Genomic DNA, 14,447 nt, shown 5'->3' with positions numbered 1-14,447 from the left:
ATGTCCTGAGGCCATTACGCCTGGGCCACTGCGGGGTCGTCGATCTCCAGCGGTTCTTCCGGGGACGGCGGATCGATCAGCATGACACCGGCACGGCGCACAAGTTGGCGCACAGAGGGTTCCGTCAGGCGTGTTGCATCGTACTCAAGTCCAATCGTTTTAGCACGTTCGTCCAATGTGACGCGGCGGATGCCATATACCTCGCGAATGCGCGCAATGGCCAGAACGGAGCGTTCGCTCGGGGTGATCTCGAAGTGGTAGAGCACGTCAACGGTAGTCATCTTAAGGGGAAGAATATCAGGCGGAGTGCCGCTTCGCCTGATATTGCGGAGAGCGAATCAGACGAAGGTGTATTCATTGCCGTAGTATTTGGGCGTAGGAATTCTAAAAACGTTTTTCTCTGTGCGTAACATCGGTGAAAACGTTTGCCCAAAAGAGGTGTCATGTCGGTTCGGTTCGTCGGTGTTCGATTGGCTTTGGCTACTGTTGTCTTGTCTGTGGTTGCGCCAATGTATGGACAGGCAGTGGATGCTGTCGTAAAACAAGCTGCCGCGCAGGGCGCAGCGATGGCCCGTACTGTGGAGCAGGCGTGGCCTGCAGGCGTCATCACCACGCAGGCGCGACCGGGCGCATGGGCTTATGAAGTTGGCACACTGCTGGATGGCATGATGGCGCAATCGCAGGCAAGCGGCGATGCAAATGCATTTGCCTACGTGCATGCAACGGTCGATCGCTGGGTGGATAAAGACGGCAATGTAAGGACGGAGCCGGGTAAGCCTTTCAATCCCGAACTGCATACGCTGGACAACCTGGAACCCGGTCGCGCTGTATTGGCCGTATATCTGAAAACTGGCGATCAACGATATGCAAAGGCGGCGAAACTGATCTTCGATCAATTTCAAACGATGCCACGTAACGCAATGGGTGGCTACTGGCACAAACAGATTTATCCCAACCAGATGTGGCTCGACGGCGCGTACATGGGCGAGCCATTTCGCGCGGGTTATGCAAAGACCTTCCATGTGGCAAGCGAGTTTGACGACATCGCAAAGCAGCTTCTGTTGATGGATGAGCATATGCGCGATCCGAAGACAGGATTGCTTCGTCATGGTTGGGACGCGAGCATGGAGCAGCCGTGGGCGGATAAAACTACCGGGCTTTCGCAGGAAGTATGGGCGCGTGCGCTTGGCTGGTATGCAATGGCGCTGGTGGATACCATCCCGTCGTTTCCAACGAACCATCCGCAGCGCGCGAAGTTGATTGCTGTGTTGCAGCACGTTGCTGAAGGCGCAGCTAAGTATCAGGATGCTGATAATGGCACGTGGTGGGATGTGATGGACAAGGGCGGGCAGGCCGGTAATTTCCGTGAAGCATCCGCAAGCGCCATGTTTACCTATGCATTAGCAAAGGGTGTACGGCTGGGTTATCTTCCGGAGAAGTATCGCGCCAATGCTGTGAAAGGCTGGCTTGGAATCGAAAAGGAGTTCATCACTACGGACAGTAACGGCAAGGTCACATTGCACGGAACCGTGAAGGTCAGCGGTCTGGGCGGGAAACCGTATCGCGCAGGCGATTACAACTATTACGTGTACGAAGCGGTTGGCGATAACGATGCGAAAGGCGTTGGCGCATATCTTCTGGCGACGAGCGAGATACAGCAAATCGAAAAGAAAACGGTCCGCAAGAAGTAACTGCGGACCGTCTCACTCTCATTAGTTTTATTTACTTCAGATCGGCAATGCTGACGCCATCCATGTCATCGTACGCTTGATTCTCTCCACCCATGCCCCAGCAGAAACCGTATGCGCTGGTTCCTGCGCCCGCATGAATACTCCATCCCGGTGAGACAGCGATTTCGCGATTGGCAACGACGAGGTGTCGTGTCTCCTGCGGAGGTCCCATCAGGTGAAACACGCGGTGGGCTGGATCGACATCGAAGTACATGTACACCTCAGAGCGGCGCATGTGCGTGTGTGGCGGCATAGTGTTCAGGTTTGATCCTGCATCGAGCAATGTGAAGCCCATCACAAGCTGGCAGGAACGAATACCATCGCGATAAATAGCCTTGTAGATGGTGCGCCTGTTGCATGTTTCCACGGTGCCAAGCTGCAATCCCTGCAGGTCTTTGAACACAACGCACTTTGTGGGATAGTCCGCGTGCGCGGGATAGCTGAGTAGATAAAACGCTGCGGGAGTTTCTGAGTTTTCGCTTTCGAAAGTGACAGCCTTGCTACCGCGCCCCACATAGAGGCAGCTTAGTTTCTCCATGGGGAAACGCTCGCCGTCTACCGTGATGGAGCCGGCGCCGCCAACATTCAATATGCCAAGTTCGCGACGCTCACAAAAGAACTCTGCGCGCAGTTCTGGCTGTGTTTCCAGATGGAGAGGGGCGTCTGTTGGAACGGCAGAGCCAATGACGGTGCGGTCCAGATCAACGTAGACCAGATCGATGGCGCCTGCGGTGAAGAGGCTTTCCAGCAGGAAGGTCTCGCGCAATTCTGCAGTGGTCATGCGGGGAAAACGCACGGGATCGGACATTTGAAGCAGTTTCATGTGTGCAGTATAGCGAGCCGTCACGATGTAGCCGCAAGTGAGGACACACATGTATGCTTCACACACCATGGCTATGACTTCCACTCGACGCAATTTTCTCTCATCTGCTTCCATGACTGCATTGGCCCTTCCACTCATGGAGACACAAGCGCAGGCGATCCCACATCCTGAGCCCTTTCAGGTGTTCTCTGATGAAAAGCTAGAGACCTCCAGAAAGAACCTGAATGCGACTCCGGGCAACGACAATCTGTTCAAAGGATCCGCCGGATTGGCACTGACGATGACTGTGGAAGAGAAAAAGGCTGCAGCGGAATTTGAGTGGCACGAAGGCCGCGACCACATCTTCCAGGTTTTGGAAGGCTCCACGGTCTACGAACTGGGTGGCACTCCGAAAAACGGTCGCAATGTGAAGCCCGGAGAATGGCTTGCGCCAGCGGCGGACGGTGCCAGCCGCGTAGAGCTGAAAAAGGGAGATGTGCTGGTGATTCCTCGCGGCACGCTGCACAAGCGCACCACCACAGGCAAGGTGGCCTTCTATCTGATCTCGTCCGAAGGAATTAGTCGCTAATTCGGCTGGTGAATCGAAACGTATTTGCAGAGCGTGGCATGCGACGCATAGAGTGACATGCAGCTATGTCGACTACCGTTTCTTCGCTCGATCTATTTCGTCTGGATGGAAAGGTGGCGCTGGTAACCGGCGCTGCCAGCGGCCTCGGTGCCGCCATCGCCACGGGTCTGGCCCAGGCTGGTGCATCCGTCGCGGTGCATGGAAACCGCCGTCCAGCGGATGAAACCGCTACTGCAATCGGCGAGTCTGCCGCGGCGTTCCAGGCGGATTTATCGGAAACAGACGGCGCGCGCACGCTCTTCGACCAGGTGAAGGCAAAGTTCGGCCGCGTTGACATCCTCATCAATAACGCTGGGATGATTCACCGCAATGAAGCGGAGAATGTGTTGCTGGAAGACTGGCAGCAAGTTTTGCAAGTGAACCTGACGAGTGTTTTCCAGCTTTCGCAGCTAGTGGGACGCGACATGATTGGCCGTGGCGCACCGGGCAAGATTGTGAACATCGCATCGCTACTGAGTTTTCAGGGCGGCATCCGAGTGCCTGCTTACGCGGCGTCGAAGGGCGGTCTGGCGCAGCTGACGAAGGCGCTGGCGAATGAGTGGGCCGTGAAGCAGATTCAGGTAAATGCGATTGCCCCGGGCTATTTTGCAACGACCAATACGGAGGCATTGCAGGCCGACGAAACGCGTAATCGGCAAATCCTGGAGAGGATTCCGGCAGGCCGGTGGGGCCAGCCTACGGATCTGGTGGGAGCGACTCTCTTTCTGTCGTCTTCGGCCAGCGATTACGTAACCGGAACCGTCCTGACTGTGGACGGGGGATGGATGGCGCGATGAAAAAGTGTGTTGCTCGTTTGGCCCTTCTATCTGCGATGGTGCTGCCTGTATTGCATGCGCAAGTGGAGTCGCCCAGTGCGGCGCAAAAGCCCGCGATTGTCGGCATTGCGCATGTGGCGATTCGGGTGGCGGACTTGCAGGCATCCCGTGCGTTTTACGAGAAGCTCGGCTTCGCCCAACCGTTTGAAATTACCAGGGACGGGAAGGTCACCGAGGCGTTCATCAAGCTGAATGACCGCCAGTACCTCGAGCTGTATCCCGCCGACGCGGGACAGGTAGCAGCGTTTCTACATGTGTGTTTTGAGGCGGTTAATTTGCGGGGTTTGTATCCCATTTACACGGCGAATGGTATCGTTGCGCCACCCGTTCGCAAGGCCGGGGCGGGAAACATGCTGATGGCGTGGAAGGGGCCAGAAGGGCAGACCGAAGAGATTACGGAATATCTTCCCGGTTCGAAGCACAGCAACGATTTCGGACAGCATCTGGGGGCGGACCGCATCGCAACGCATCTTGCTGCGGCGGTGGTTCCCATGAAGGATTCGACGGCGGCTGCGGCGTATTTCACCCAGAAGATGAATTTCTTAGATGGCGGCGTGCGTGAGGGTGCGCATGTAACGTCTCCTGCGGGCCAAAGGGGCGGCGAGTTCGCCTTTCTGCCGATGAGTTCGCCGGAAAAACTTGTGCTGGTCTTTACCGGTGTAAAAGCGAAAGAAACGTTGCGAAAACTGAAAGAACGTGGGGTTTCGGCCACAGTGCAGAAGCATCGCGTACTGGTTCGTGATCCCGATGGCAACCTGCTGGTGTTCACTTCGCGATAGCTCCTCTACGTCAGAATACGAAACGTTTCGATATTCATTGACGACAGTCAATTCGGACTCCTATAGTGTCGATGCACCCACCGAATCGGCATCAGAATGGAATCCGCTTGAAACGCTACGCACCCGCAGTTGCTCTTTTGTTTGGTTCGCCACTCCTCCTCCACGCACAGGACACGCGGCATGTCACCGAACCCGTGATCCCTCCTGCATGCACGGTGCTGAAGGCGCAGCTTCATGCAACGAATAATGCGCTGCGTGAAGAAGACGAGAAGAAACTCGATTCTGCTCGCATTCAGAAGGCAATGGACCTCTGCGGCGAAGGAAAGGCCGTGGTGCTCAAGGTGGATGGGACTTCGAACGCGTTCCTCAGTGGGCCGCTGCAACTGCGTAGCGGCGTCACGCTGTTGATTGAAAAAGGCGTGACACTGTATGCTTCACGCGATCCTCGGCTGTTTGATGCAACGCCAGATACCTGCGGTATCACTGGGCCGCAGGCAAAGAACTGCCTTGCGCTGATCAACGTGCGCGACGTGAAGAACGCGGCCGTGATGGGCGATGGCGTAATTGATGGACGCGGCGACAAGCAGATCCTCGGCAAGCCGTTTACCTGGTGGCAGCAATCACGCGCGACGGAGCCAACGAACACGAAATACTCTGCCCCGCGATTGATCGTTGCGAACCATGCCGATGGATTGATCCTGTATCGCATCCGCCTGCATAACTCGCCGAACTTTCACGTGACGGTGAACAACACGAACGGTTTTACCACATGGGGTGTGCATCTGCTGACGCCCACGGTGCGCGGCACGGATGCGCGCAATACTGACGGTATTGATCCCGGTTCGTCGGAGAATGTAACCGTTGCAAAGAGTTGGATTGATAACGGTGATGACAACATCGCCATCAAGGCGAGCGTTCACCACATGAGCGTATTGGACAACCATTTCTATAGTGGTCATGGCATGTCCATGGGGTCCGAGGCACGCGATGAATCGGACATCTACGTGGACACGCTGACGCTGGACCACACCACCAGCGGCATTCGCATCAAGAGCAATGTGCAACGTGGTGGTATGGTGCGCGGTGTGACGTATCGCAACGTGTGCATGCGCAATGTGGCCATGCCGATTTCCATTTCGCCGTTTTACACCGGACAGACAACCGACGGCATTGAGGACACGGGCTTGAAGGGCGAGATGACCCCGGATTACAAGGGCATTCATATCGAAGATGTACTGAGCATTACGCCGGGTATTGTGCAGGTGGCCGGGTTGAACAAAGACCACATCAGCGAAGTCACATTGAACGGAGTGGAAGTGCGCGGCATTCAACCTGCGCAGATGCGTGCTCGATTTGCTGCGTTTACCTATGGGCCGAAGGGCGCGAACATGAGCTTCTCGGGCGAGGGCGTAACGAGCAATCCTGCAACCCCACCCATCGTGAAGCCCACTTTCTCTTGCGATGGCAAGTTTGTTCCTTATGAGGATTAACGCGGTTATGTCGTGGCATAGACTTTCACTCTCCGTAGCCCTTCTGGTTGCCAGCACGATGGGTGCGTCCGGGCAGAATGCGTATAGCGTCAACAATCCCGCGCAGCGTAAGGCCGGTACTTCTGTTCGTGTCGACCTCATCGGCGACTCTACGCAAACAGACAATGCGGGATATGGCCGAGGATTCTGCGCGAACCTGACGCCACAGATCGACTGCATGAACATGGCAAAGGGCGGAGCCAGTACCAAGACGTATCGCGAGCTTGGATTGTGGGATCGTGCTCTCGCCACGAAGCCGGATTACATGTTGATTCAATTCGGTCATAACGATATGGAATCGGCCGAGCATAACGATCGACAGGTTCCGATCAGTGTTTACGAACAGAACTTACGCAACTTTGTGACTGAGGCGCGAAGCCACGGCATCAAGCCGGTGCTGGTAACACCTTTGACGCGTCGCTATTTTCAGACGGATGGAAAGATCCATAGCGACCTGCTGGGACACGCCGCGGTGATGAAGCGCGTCGCCGCCGACATGCATGTGCCGGTGATTGATCTGCAGAGCGAAAGCATCGCGTATCTGGATGGCATTGGCGAGGCCGCTGGCAACAAGCTGGGGATAACGAAAAAAGACGGGCAGGGAAAGACGATTCCTGACAAGACGCACCTGAACTGGCAGGGAAGCTATGTCTTCGGTCGCATGGTTGCAGTGGATCTCGGTAATGCTGTACTTGCGCTGAAAAAGTTTGTTCTTCCGCAGGCTGCAACTCTGCCCACGGAAGGACAGCTTGCCATGCGTGTTCTTCAGCAGGAGCCCTTCAAGATTGTTCTAACGGGTGATTCCACAGTTGCCACAGAGGGTGGATGGGGGCCGGGTTTCTGCGCCACGTTGACCCCGAATGTCTCGTGTGTGGATGTGGCCATGAATGGCCGTAGCACGACGAGTTACCTTGACGAAGGTTTGTGGCAAAAGGCGCTGGATGAAAAAGGGAATTATTACTTCATCCAGTTTGGTCATAACGATCAGAAGCCGGACCCGAAACGTCATGCCGATGCGAATGGACTCTATGCCGAGAATCTGAAGCGTTTCATCCACGATGTTCGCGCTCAAGGTGGTGTTCCCATTCTTGTGACACCGTTGTCTCGCCGCAATTACAAGGATGGCGTTCTGGTGAAGGATGGCCTGGAAGAGTATGCGGCTTCCGTTCGGAAAGTGGCGGCTGAGGAGAAGGTGTCTGTTGTTGATTTGTTCAGCGTGTCGCAGAAGTATCTCAGCGGTATAACGCAGGAACAGGCTGACTCCTTTGACATGAGTGGGCACCCCGACGAGAAGGCAGAAAACGTCAATGCGGCAAAGCCCGATCGCACGCACCTGAATGACAGAGGCAAAGCTCTCTTCGGTCGCATGGTTGCGGACAATGTAATTCGCATTCAGGTGGAACTAGGGCCAAATGTCAATGGAGTTCCAGACAGCGCACCGACCGTATTGCAGACTGCTCCTACCGACGGTCACTAAAACTACTGACTCACCTCGAAAAAGGATGGATTGTGCATCGAGCCCTTCTTACGTTGCTTGTTGCGTTTACTTGTGTGATGACCTTCCATGCGCAGGCATTGAAGCGTGTCACTGTGGCGCGGGAAGGGAAGTCTGACTTCCACACCGTGCAGGAGGCTATTGACCATGCGCCTGCCGACGGCGAAGAAATTCGCATTGCACCGGGAATGTATCGCGAGAAGATTCACATCAGGACACAGAACATTCATCTGATTGGCACAGGGAAACAGCCGCAGGATGTGGTGTTGAGTTGGAACGATTCCGCGAAGAGCGCTGGCGGTACCGGCAAGAGCGGCAGCGTCAGTGTCGATGCTGATGGATTCATGGCGGAGAACCTGACCATCGAGAACACCTGGGAGCTGGAGCACACGCGCACCGAAGAAGGTTCGCAGGCGGTGGCGCTGCTGATGAGCAGTGACCGCGCGGTGCTGGACAATGTGCGCCTGATTGCGGCGCAGGACACGCTGTATGCCAACAGCCGTACCTGTCATGAGAATCTTCCGAAGGATGGAAGCCCTCCGCCACCGGGGCGCGCCGCATGCCAGGCATCCAGGCAGTACTTCCGCAACTGCTATATCGAAGGCCATGTCGACTTCATCTTTGGTGACGCCAAGGCTGTCTTCGATCACTGTGAACTGCACGCCAGGCATAACAGCAACGTAATGTTCACGGCGCAGAGCCGCCAGTTTCCGGCAGAGGATTCGGGTTATTACTTCCTGCATTGCCGCATCACAGGAGATTCGCAGACCGATGACAAGCTGGTGCTGGGAAGGCCGTGGCGCACGTATTCGACGGTGTTGTTTTATGACACGGAAATCAAACCCACGCTGGCCGCCGATGGATGGTCGGAGTGGGGTGGCAAGTTGAAGACCAGCACCTATCGCGAATACCTGTCTCACGGGCCCGGCGTAAACGGTGGTCACCGGATTGTGTCTTATCCTCCGTTATCGGCTGAAGAGGAAAAGCGGCTCACTCCGGAAGCTCTACTGTCTGATGGTGACGGATGGAAGCCAGTGAAAGCAGCCGATGCGCTGCGGCATCGCCGATAGCACGCAGTATCGGCATCGGCGAAAGCCCATTCTGTAAAGCGAAGGAAAAGAGTATCTGAATCGATTAAAATCGAAACGGTTTGGTAAACGGAATGACCTCTATCTACATGGAATTCTCCACGAATACGGCAAAGCGTTTCGCTATTTTCACGGACTTTTTTCGAAACAGTGAAAACTGGTTGACTACGCCATGTTCTGACCGCTAGTATTCGCCCGTTCTCGCTAAAACCGAGATATGTCCTACCAGCCGAGCAAAGAGAGCTAGCTGGAGGCGAAAATAAAAACCTTTCGAGTCTCTTTCAGGAGTAACCAATGACGTTTCGTAACCCACTTTCCCGCATGACGCTCGGTGCAGGTCTTCTGCAACCGATGTGCCTTGCGGCGCCGCTCGCCCTGGTGGCCACGATGACTCTTACGGCGGGCGCGCAGCTTGCCGGCAAGGGTGCCATTAATGGCCGCATCGTGGACAGCACCGGTGCCGCCATTCCCGATGCGATGGTGACTATCAAGGACAACGCGACAAATAAGCTGCAGAGTCTGAAGTCCAGCGGTTCGGGTGAGTACAGCTTCTCCCTTGATCCGGGGAAGTACACCATCTCGGTGGCGCACGAAGGATTCAAATCTGTCACGCAGGAGAACGTGAATGTTAACGCGTTGCAGACGTTCTCTGTGGACGTGACGCTGCCCACCGGCGAGACAACGGAGACGGTCACGGTCGTTGACACACCGCCGACCCTCGAGACCTCGAACGCCACCCTGGGCGTCACCATCGAGCAGGAACAGTACTCGGCACTACCGCTGATTCAGGATGGTGGTGGTCAGCGCCGCGCGACAGACTTCGCCGCTCTGCTGCCGGGTGTGAATTCGCAGACGACGAACGGCAACCAGACGACGAACGCTGGATCGGTCAACGGCTCGGGTAGCCGTGGCGCGGTATCGGCGATCTACATCAACGGTGTGCCGATCACCTCCGTCGCCGGTGAAGGCGATCCGCGTTTTGTGTGGACGTCGATGGCGGTAGACGCGATTGAGCAGTTCCAGGTGCAGACCGTAGGTTACTCGGCAATCTACGAAGGTCAGGGCGTCCAGAACTACGTGGTGAAGCGTGGTACCAACAACATACACGGCGCCGTGTACGACTACTTCCGTGACACCGGCCTGGATACATGGGGCTTCCAGCAAACGATCAATCCGGTGACGGGCCGCGCACAGAAACCGACCGAACACCAGCATGAATATGGCTTGTTCGCAGGCCTGCCCATTATCAAAGACAAGCTGTTTGTCTTTGGTGGTTACGAAGGCTACCGTTTCTCACGCCAGGTACCGTTCCAGCTTGAGACGATTCCCACCGCTCGCATGCGTACGGGTGATTTTGGCGAGTTCGTTACGACTCCCGCTAGCTGCGGTACCGCCCCCACCACGCAGGCGGTTGCGGGTTGCATCTACGATCCGGACAGCACAAAGCTGGTGACGATCACAGTAAATGGCAAAGCAACGCAGGCTTATCAGCGTACGCCGTTCGCGAACAACATCATTCCGACTTCGCGCCTCTCTCCGGTGGCGCAGCGCATGCAGTCCTATCTGCCCACGCCGACGAACGGCAATGTGAACAACAACTACCTGGTCAACTACAAGACTGGCCTGAACAACTGGACCACCACGAATCGCTTCGACTGGACAATCAATCAGAAGCAGGCGGCATCTGTGGTGCTGGCGTGGGGTCGCCAGGCAACGACGGCTCCTGCGGCTGTGACCGTCTCCTCCACGTCAAACGGCATGCCGCCTCCGTATATCTCTTCGCAGCAGTTTGCGCCGAAGACGAAGGTGTTCCTGTTTGAGCACACCTACGCCATCACACCGCACATCACGAACCAGTTGAAGTACGGTTATGGCCGATATGACGGCCCCGGCTACAACCAGGATATGGGCGGGAACTATGGCGCTGCAGCAAACGGCATCCAGGGCCTGCCCGCGGGCCAGGCGCAGGACTCGTTCCCGACGGTTACGTTCAGCGGCAACACCAATATCAATCGTTGGGCTGGTTATTCCAGCAACCGTCCCGTTGCCAACGGTTATGTACTGCTGGACAACCTGCAGTGGGTGAAAGGCAGCCACACCTTTACCTTCGGTTATCAGATTGCCTGGATGCAGTACAACTTCCTGAACAACGCAACGGGAGTCAATCCACTTCAGCTGGCATTTACGAATTCGTTGACTGCGGGGTACAGCAACAATACGACCGCCCTATCGACTTCGGGTCAGGGCTACGCCAGCTTTATGCTGGGCGCGGCGAACTCCGGTGGCTTCACGCTCTCCTCGGTACCCGAGACGGGTGGCCGTTTTCGTCCGCAGTCGCCGTATTTCCAGGACAACTGGAAGGTCACTTCAAAGCTGACACTCGACTACGGCCTGCGCTGGGATTACTTCCCAACGTATCGCGAAGTGAAGAACCGCTTCGCTTATTTCGACCCGAATGCGACGAATCCACTGACGGGATCGAAGGGCGCACTTGCCTTTGGTGGTTACGGTAGCGGACTCTGCAATTGCAATAGCCCCGTGCATGACTCCATGAAAAACTTCGGACCGCGTGTTGGGTTTGCCTACCAGGCTGACCCGAAGACAGTGTTCCGCGGAAGCTTCAGCGTGATCTACACCCACGGCAACGCAAACGGTGGCTCAGCGACCAGCCGCCAGGGATCCGGCCTGCAGGGCTACAGCGTGAGCCCCAGCACAACGGTGGTTCAACCCACGGCCAGCCAGACGGGAACCCAGTACTGGAAGATTGATAACCCATATCCGACCTATACCTTGCCCCCGACGCTCGATCCAGGTCTGGGCACCTCGTACACAACGGCAACCACCGCTTCTTCGCAGACACCCACGTACGCCGACCCGTATTACGGTGGACGTGCACCGCAGTTCCTGAACTGGAACTTTGGCCTGCAGCGGGAGATCAGCCCGAGCACCACGCTGACCATCAGCTATGTTGGATCGCAGGGGCATTTCCTGCAGCCAGACAGCTTGAACGGTCGCGGCATTGCCAGCAACCAGCTTGATCCCAAGTACCTGGGGCTGGGCACACAGTTGGCGAATAATGCCACTGCAGCGAATCTGGCGGCAGCAGGTGTCACGGTGCCGTATGCCAGCTTTGGTGGATCGCAGAATCCCACCATTGCTCAAGCGCTGAAGCCCTTTGCGCAGTATGGCAGCATCAGCGACGCGTACGGCTTCGTCGGTAATACCCGCTTCCACGCTCTGCAGTTGTACATGACGAAGCGCCTGACACATGGCCTCACCTTCATGACGAACTATCAGTGGGCGAAGTCAATCGACAATAATGCAACGTTCCGTTCTGGCTACGATATTCCTGCGGCCTACGCGGCGGATGGAAAGTTCCACGCAGCGCGTTCGTTGGACAAGAGCCTGTCGCTGGGTGATCAGCGCCACAAGTTCGTCGTAACTGGGGCTTACAATCTGCCCTTTGGTACTGGCGTATTGGGTGGCGGTAATGCATTCACGCGTACGGCTTTTGGCGGTTTCAAACTGTCGGGCATCTTCACGGCGTTCTCCGGCGCACCACTGTCCATCGTCATGAACTCGTGCAACACGAACCCATCGCAGAACGTGTGCTATCCATTCCTGAACCCGAACTATTCGGGTAACGGAAAGATCCAAGGCAGCACACGTCCGAAGACCTCGGCCGACCTGGGAACCACGCAATATCTGGATTCCAGCGCTTTCCTGAGCACCGCCAACACACCGAACTACATGTTCAGCACGACGGCCCGTTCAGCCCCACTCTCGGGACTGTTCCAGCCGGGCAACTACAACCTGGACATGAGCCTTCGCCGGGCGATCGATATCCCGACCGGTGGGCTGCATGAAGGTACCAAACTGGTGCTTGAGGCGGACTACTTCAACGTGACGAATCACACACGGTTCGTCTACAGTCAGGCAAACGCCGTCATCAACACGTTTGGAACGTCCAGCTACGGCACCAAGGTGCGCGACACGACCGTTCCTTACATCCGTGCGCTGCAGCTTGCTGCACGTATCGAGTTCTAACTCCTAACCTCACAAAGACAAGACCACCGATTAATATGGTCGGTGGTCTTGTCTTCTTACTTTCTATGCGAATTTCATCCTGCCTCTCCGCTGCCGTATTGATTACCGTCTCCGTCTTCACGAGCCTCCACGGACAAGTGGCGGCAGGAGGTGGTGGGGTACCGCGTCCTGACCAGTTCTTCTCCGTACAAGCTCCGTATAACAACGGGATCTTTGTCGCACCGGGCAAGGACCTTTCCCCGTCTCAGATCAAAAAGCGCGATGCGGCGTGGCGTGCAGAAATCCGCAAGCAGCTTTTTGTTCCGGATAAACTTCCTGCACTACAAGCAAAGGTCTGGTCGACGTTTTCTCCCACGCCCGGCGTTCTGGCAGACCGTGTGACCTATGCCACGGCCAACGGTATGCGTGTGCCCGCCATCGTGTATCGCCCCGATCCCAAGACAACGCACTGGAAGGGTAAGCTGCCCGGCGTCGTTGTGGTGAACGGGCATGGCAATGACAAGTTCGGCTGGTATGCCTTCTATAGCGGGATACTGTTCGCCAAAGCAGGTGCCGTTGCTGTTACTTACGACCAGATTGGCGAGGGCGAGCGCAATGCGCATAAGGCCAGCCGCCAGTCGCCAGCCGAGCATGACCGCGTTGTCGATCTGCCGCATTGGGGCCAGCGACTTGCGGGATTGATGCAGGTGGATGCAATGCAGGGAGTCAGCTATCTGCGTTCGCTTCCGGAAGTTGATTCGCAGCGTATCGGCATGGTGGGATACTCCATGGGTTCCTTGATCGCTGGCATTACCGGCGCCATCGATCCCCGTATCCATGCGATTGTGCTGAGCGGTGGCGGGATCTATGACGGCCCCCACGAGTATTACGACAGCAACAAGCTGCCCTGCCAGACACCGCCGTACCTGGCGCTGGGCGTACTCGGAGATCGCGGAGCCATCCTGTATGCGCTGAACGCGGCTCGTGGACCGTTATATGTGATGAACGGCAACAGCGATACCGTGATGAAGATGGCAGATCATCCGCAACCGTGGTTCGATGCGGTGCGTGCGCGGGCAATCGCGCTGAACGGCAATGATCGCAACATATTCACGAACATCATGTATCCAGGCATTAGCCACCGTACAAGCTGGGTAAACCTGGACGGAATGCTGTGGCTGAATCAGCAACTTCACTTTGCCCTATGGGATGAAGGAGCGATTCGTGCGGCTGGTACAACCCATATCTCCACATGGATTCGTGCGAATAACGTCGATATTTCGCCTGCATACTTCCGCGAAGATCGCGAGGGCGGGCTGGATGCCGTGGGGCAGGGCTTTCCGGCGATTCCTCGCAAGGATCTGATGGTGCTGCCAGACGACGAATGGGAGCATCAGAAGAATGTGTTGCTCTACGATGCGTGGGCCGAGAAAGCACGCGCACTGGAAGAAGGGAAGGCGCAGTGATGCAGAGGCCGGTAAGCGTTACTTTTATGCGAGTCCGCAGCCCCTTTCAGGGCTGAAGAATGTATAAG

General features: G+C 56.3%; 11 protein-coding genes. 9 read left to right on the top strand and 2 right to left on the bottom strand.

Annotated features, from left to right (window positions below; translation table 11 throughout):
* Positions 1 to 14: 14 nt before the first annotated feature.
* Complete coding sequence (locus tag AB6729_RS04015) at positions 15 to 281, bottom strand: hypothetical protein (protein ID WP_371080271.1); 267 nt, start codon at positions 279 to 281, stop codon at positions 15 to 17.
* Between the two features lie 162 nt (positions 282 to 443).
* Between AB6729_RS04015 and AB6729_RS04010 the strand changes: the two genes are divergently transcribed.
* On the top strand, positions 444 to 1,691 hold the full coding sequence (locus AB6729_RS04010) for a glycoside hydrolase family 105 protein (protein ID WP_371080270.1): 1,248 nt from the start codon (positions 444 to 446) through the stop codon (positions 1,689 to 1,691).
* Positions 1,692 to 1,722: 31 nt separating this feature from the next.
* On the opposite strand, the gene kduI is transcribed toward AB6729_RS04010, so the two are convergent.
* Positions 1,723 to 2,538 carry a 5-dehydro-4-deoxy-D-glucuronate isomerase gene (gene kduI / locus AB6729_RS04005; protein ID WP_371080269.1) on the bottom strand — a complete coding sequence of 272 codons (816 nt, stop codon included), beginning with the start codon at positions 2,536 to 2,538 and terminating at the stop codon, positions 1,723 to 1,725.
* A gap of 127 nt (positions 2,539 to 2,665) precedes the next feature.
* Here kduI and AB6729_RS04000 point away from each other — a divergent pair, with 127 nt between their 5' ends.
* The 8 genes from AB6729_RS04000 (at position 2,666) to AB6729_RS03965 (ending at position 14,379) form a co-directional block, all read left to right on the top strand.
* Positions 2,666 to 3,121, top strand: coding sequence for a cupin domain-containing protein (locus AB6729_RS04000; protein ID WP_371080268.1), 456 nt, complete (start codon positions 2,666 to 2,668; stop codon positions 3,119 to 3,121).
* A 65-nt stretch (positions 3,122 to 3,186) separates the two neighbouring features.
* Positions 3,187 to 3,957, top strand: coding sequence for a 2-dehydro-3-deoxy-D-gluconate 5-dehydrogenase KduD (gene kduD, locus AB6729_RS03995; RefSeq protein WP_371080267.1), 771 nt, complete (start codon positions 3,187 to 3,189; stop codon positions 3,955 to 3,957).
* Positions 3,954 to 4,775: a VOC family protein gene (locus tag AB6729_RS03990; protein WP_371080266.1), complete on the top strand. Its 822-nt coding sequence runs from the start codon at positions 3,954 to 3,956 to the stop codon at positions 4,773 to 4,775. The genes kduD and AB6729_RS03990 overlap by 4 nt, the downstream gene beginning before the upstream one ends.
* 107 nt (positions 4,776 to 4,882) lie before the next feature.
* Positions 4,883 to 6,265, top strand: coding sequence for a glycoside hydrolase family 28 protein (locus tag AB6729_RS03985; protein WP_371080265.1), 1,383 nt, complete (start codon positions 4,883 to 4,885; stop codon positions 6,263 to 6,265).
* Positions 6,266 to 6,272: 7 nt separating this feature from the next.
* The gene (locus AB6729_RS03980; RefSeq protein ID WP_371080264.1) at positions 6,273 to 7,781 is read left to right on the top strand and encodes a GDSL-type esterase/lipase family protein; all 1,509 of its coding nucleotides are present in this window, start codon (positions 6,273 to 6,275) and stop codon (positions 7,779 to 7,781) included.
* A 32-nt stretch (positions 7,782 to 7,813) separates the two neighbouring features.
* Positions 7,814 to 8,869, top strand: a complete 1,056-nt coding sequence (locus tag AB6729_RS03975; RefSeq protein ID WP_371080263.1) for a pectinesterase family protein — start codon at positions 7,814 to 7,816, stop codon at positions 8,867 to 8,869.
* A 312-nt stretch (positions 8,870 to 9,181) separates the two neighbouring features.
* The gene (locus tag AB6729_RS03970) at positions 9,182 to 12,934 is read left to right on the top strand and encodes a carboxypeptidase regulatory-like domain-containing protein (protein ID WP_371080262.1); all 3,753 of its coding nucleotides are present in this window, start codon (positions 9,182 to 9,184) and stop codon (positions 12,932 to 12,934) included.
* Between the two features lie 65 nt (positions 12,935 to 12,999).
* Positions 13,000 to 14,379, top strand: coding sequence for an alpha/beta hydrolase family protein (locus AB6729_RS03965; RefSeq protein WP_371080261.1), 1,380 nt, complete (start codon positions 13,000 to 13,002; stop codon positions 14,377 to 14,379).
* The last annotated feature ends 68 nt before the right edge of the window (positions 14,380 to 14,447 follow it).

Source organism: Terriglobus sp. RCC_193, assembly GCF_041355105.1.
Lineage (GTDB): Bacteria > Acidobacteriota > Terriglobia > Terriglobales > Acidobacteriaceae > Terriglobus.
The sequence above is the reverse complement of the archived record's forward strand: the minus strand, read 5'-3'. Positions and strand labels throughout refer to the sequence as shown.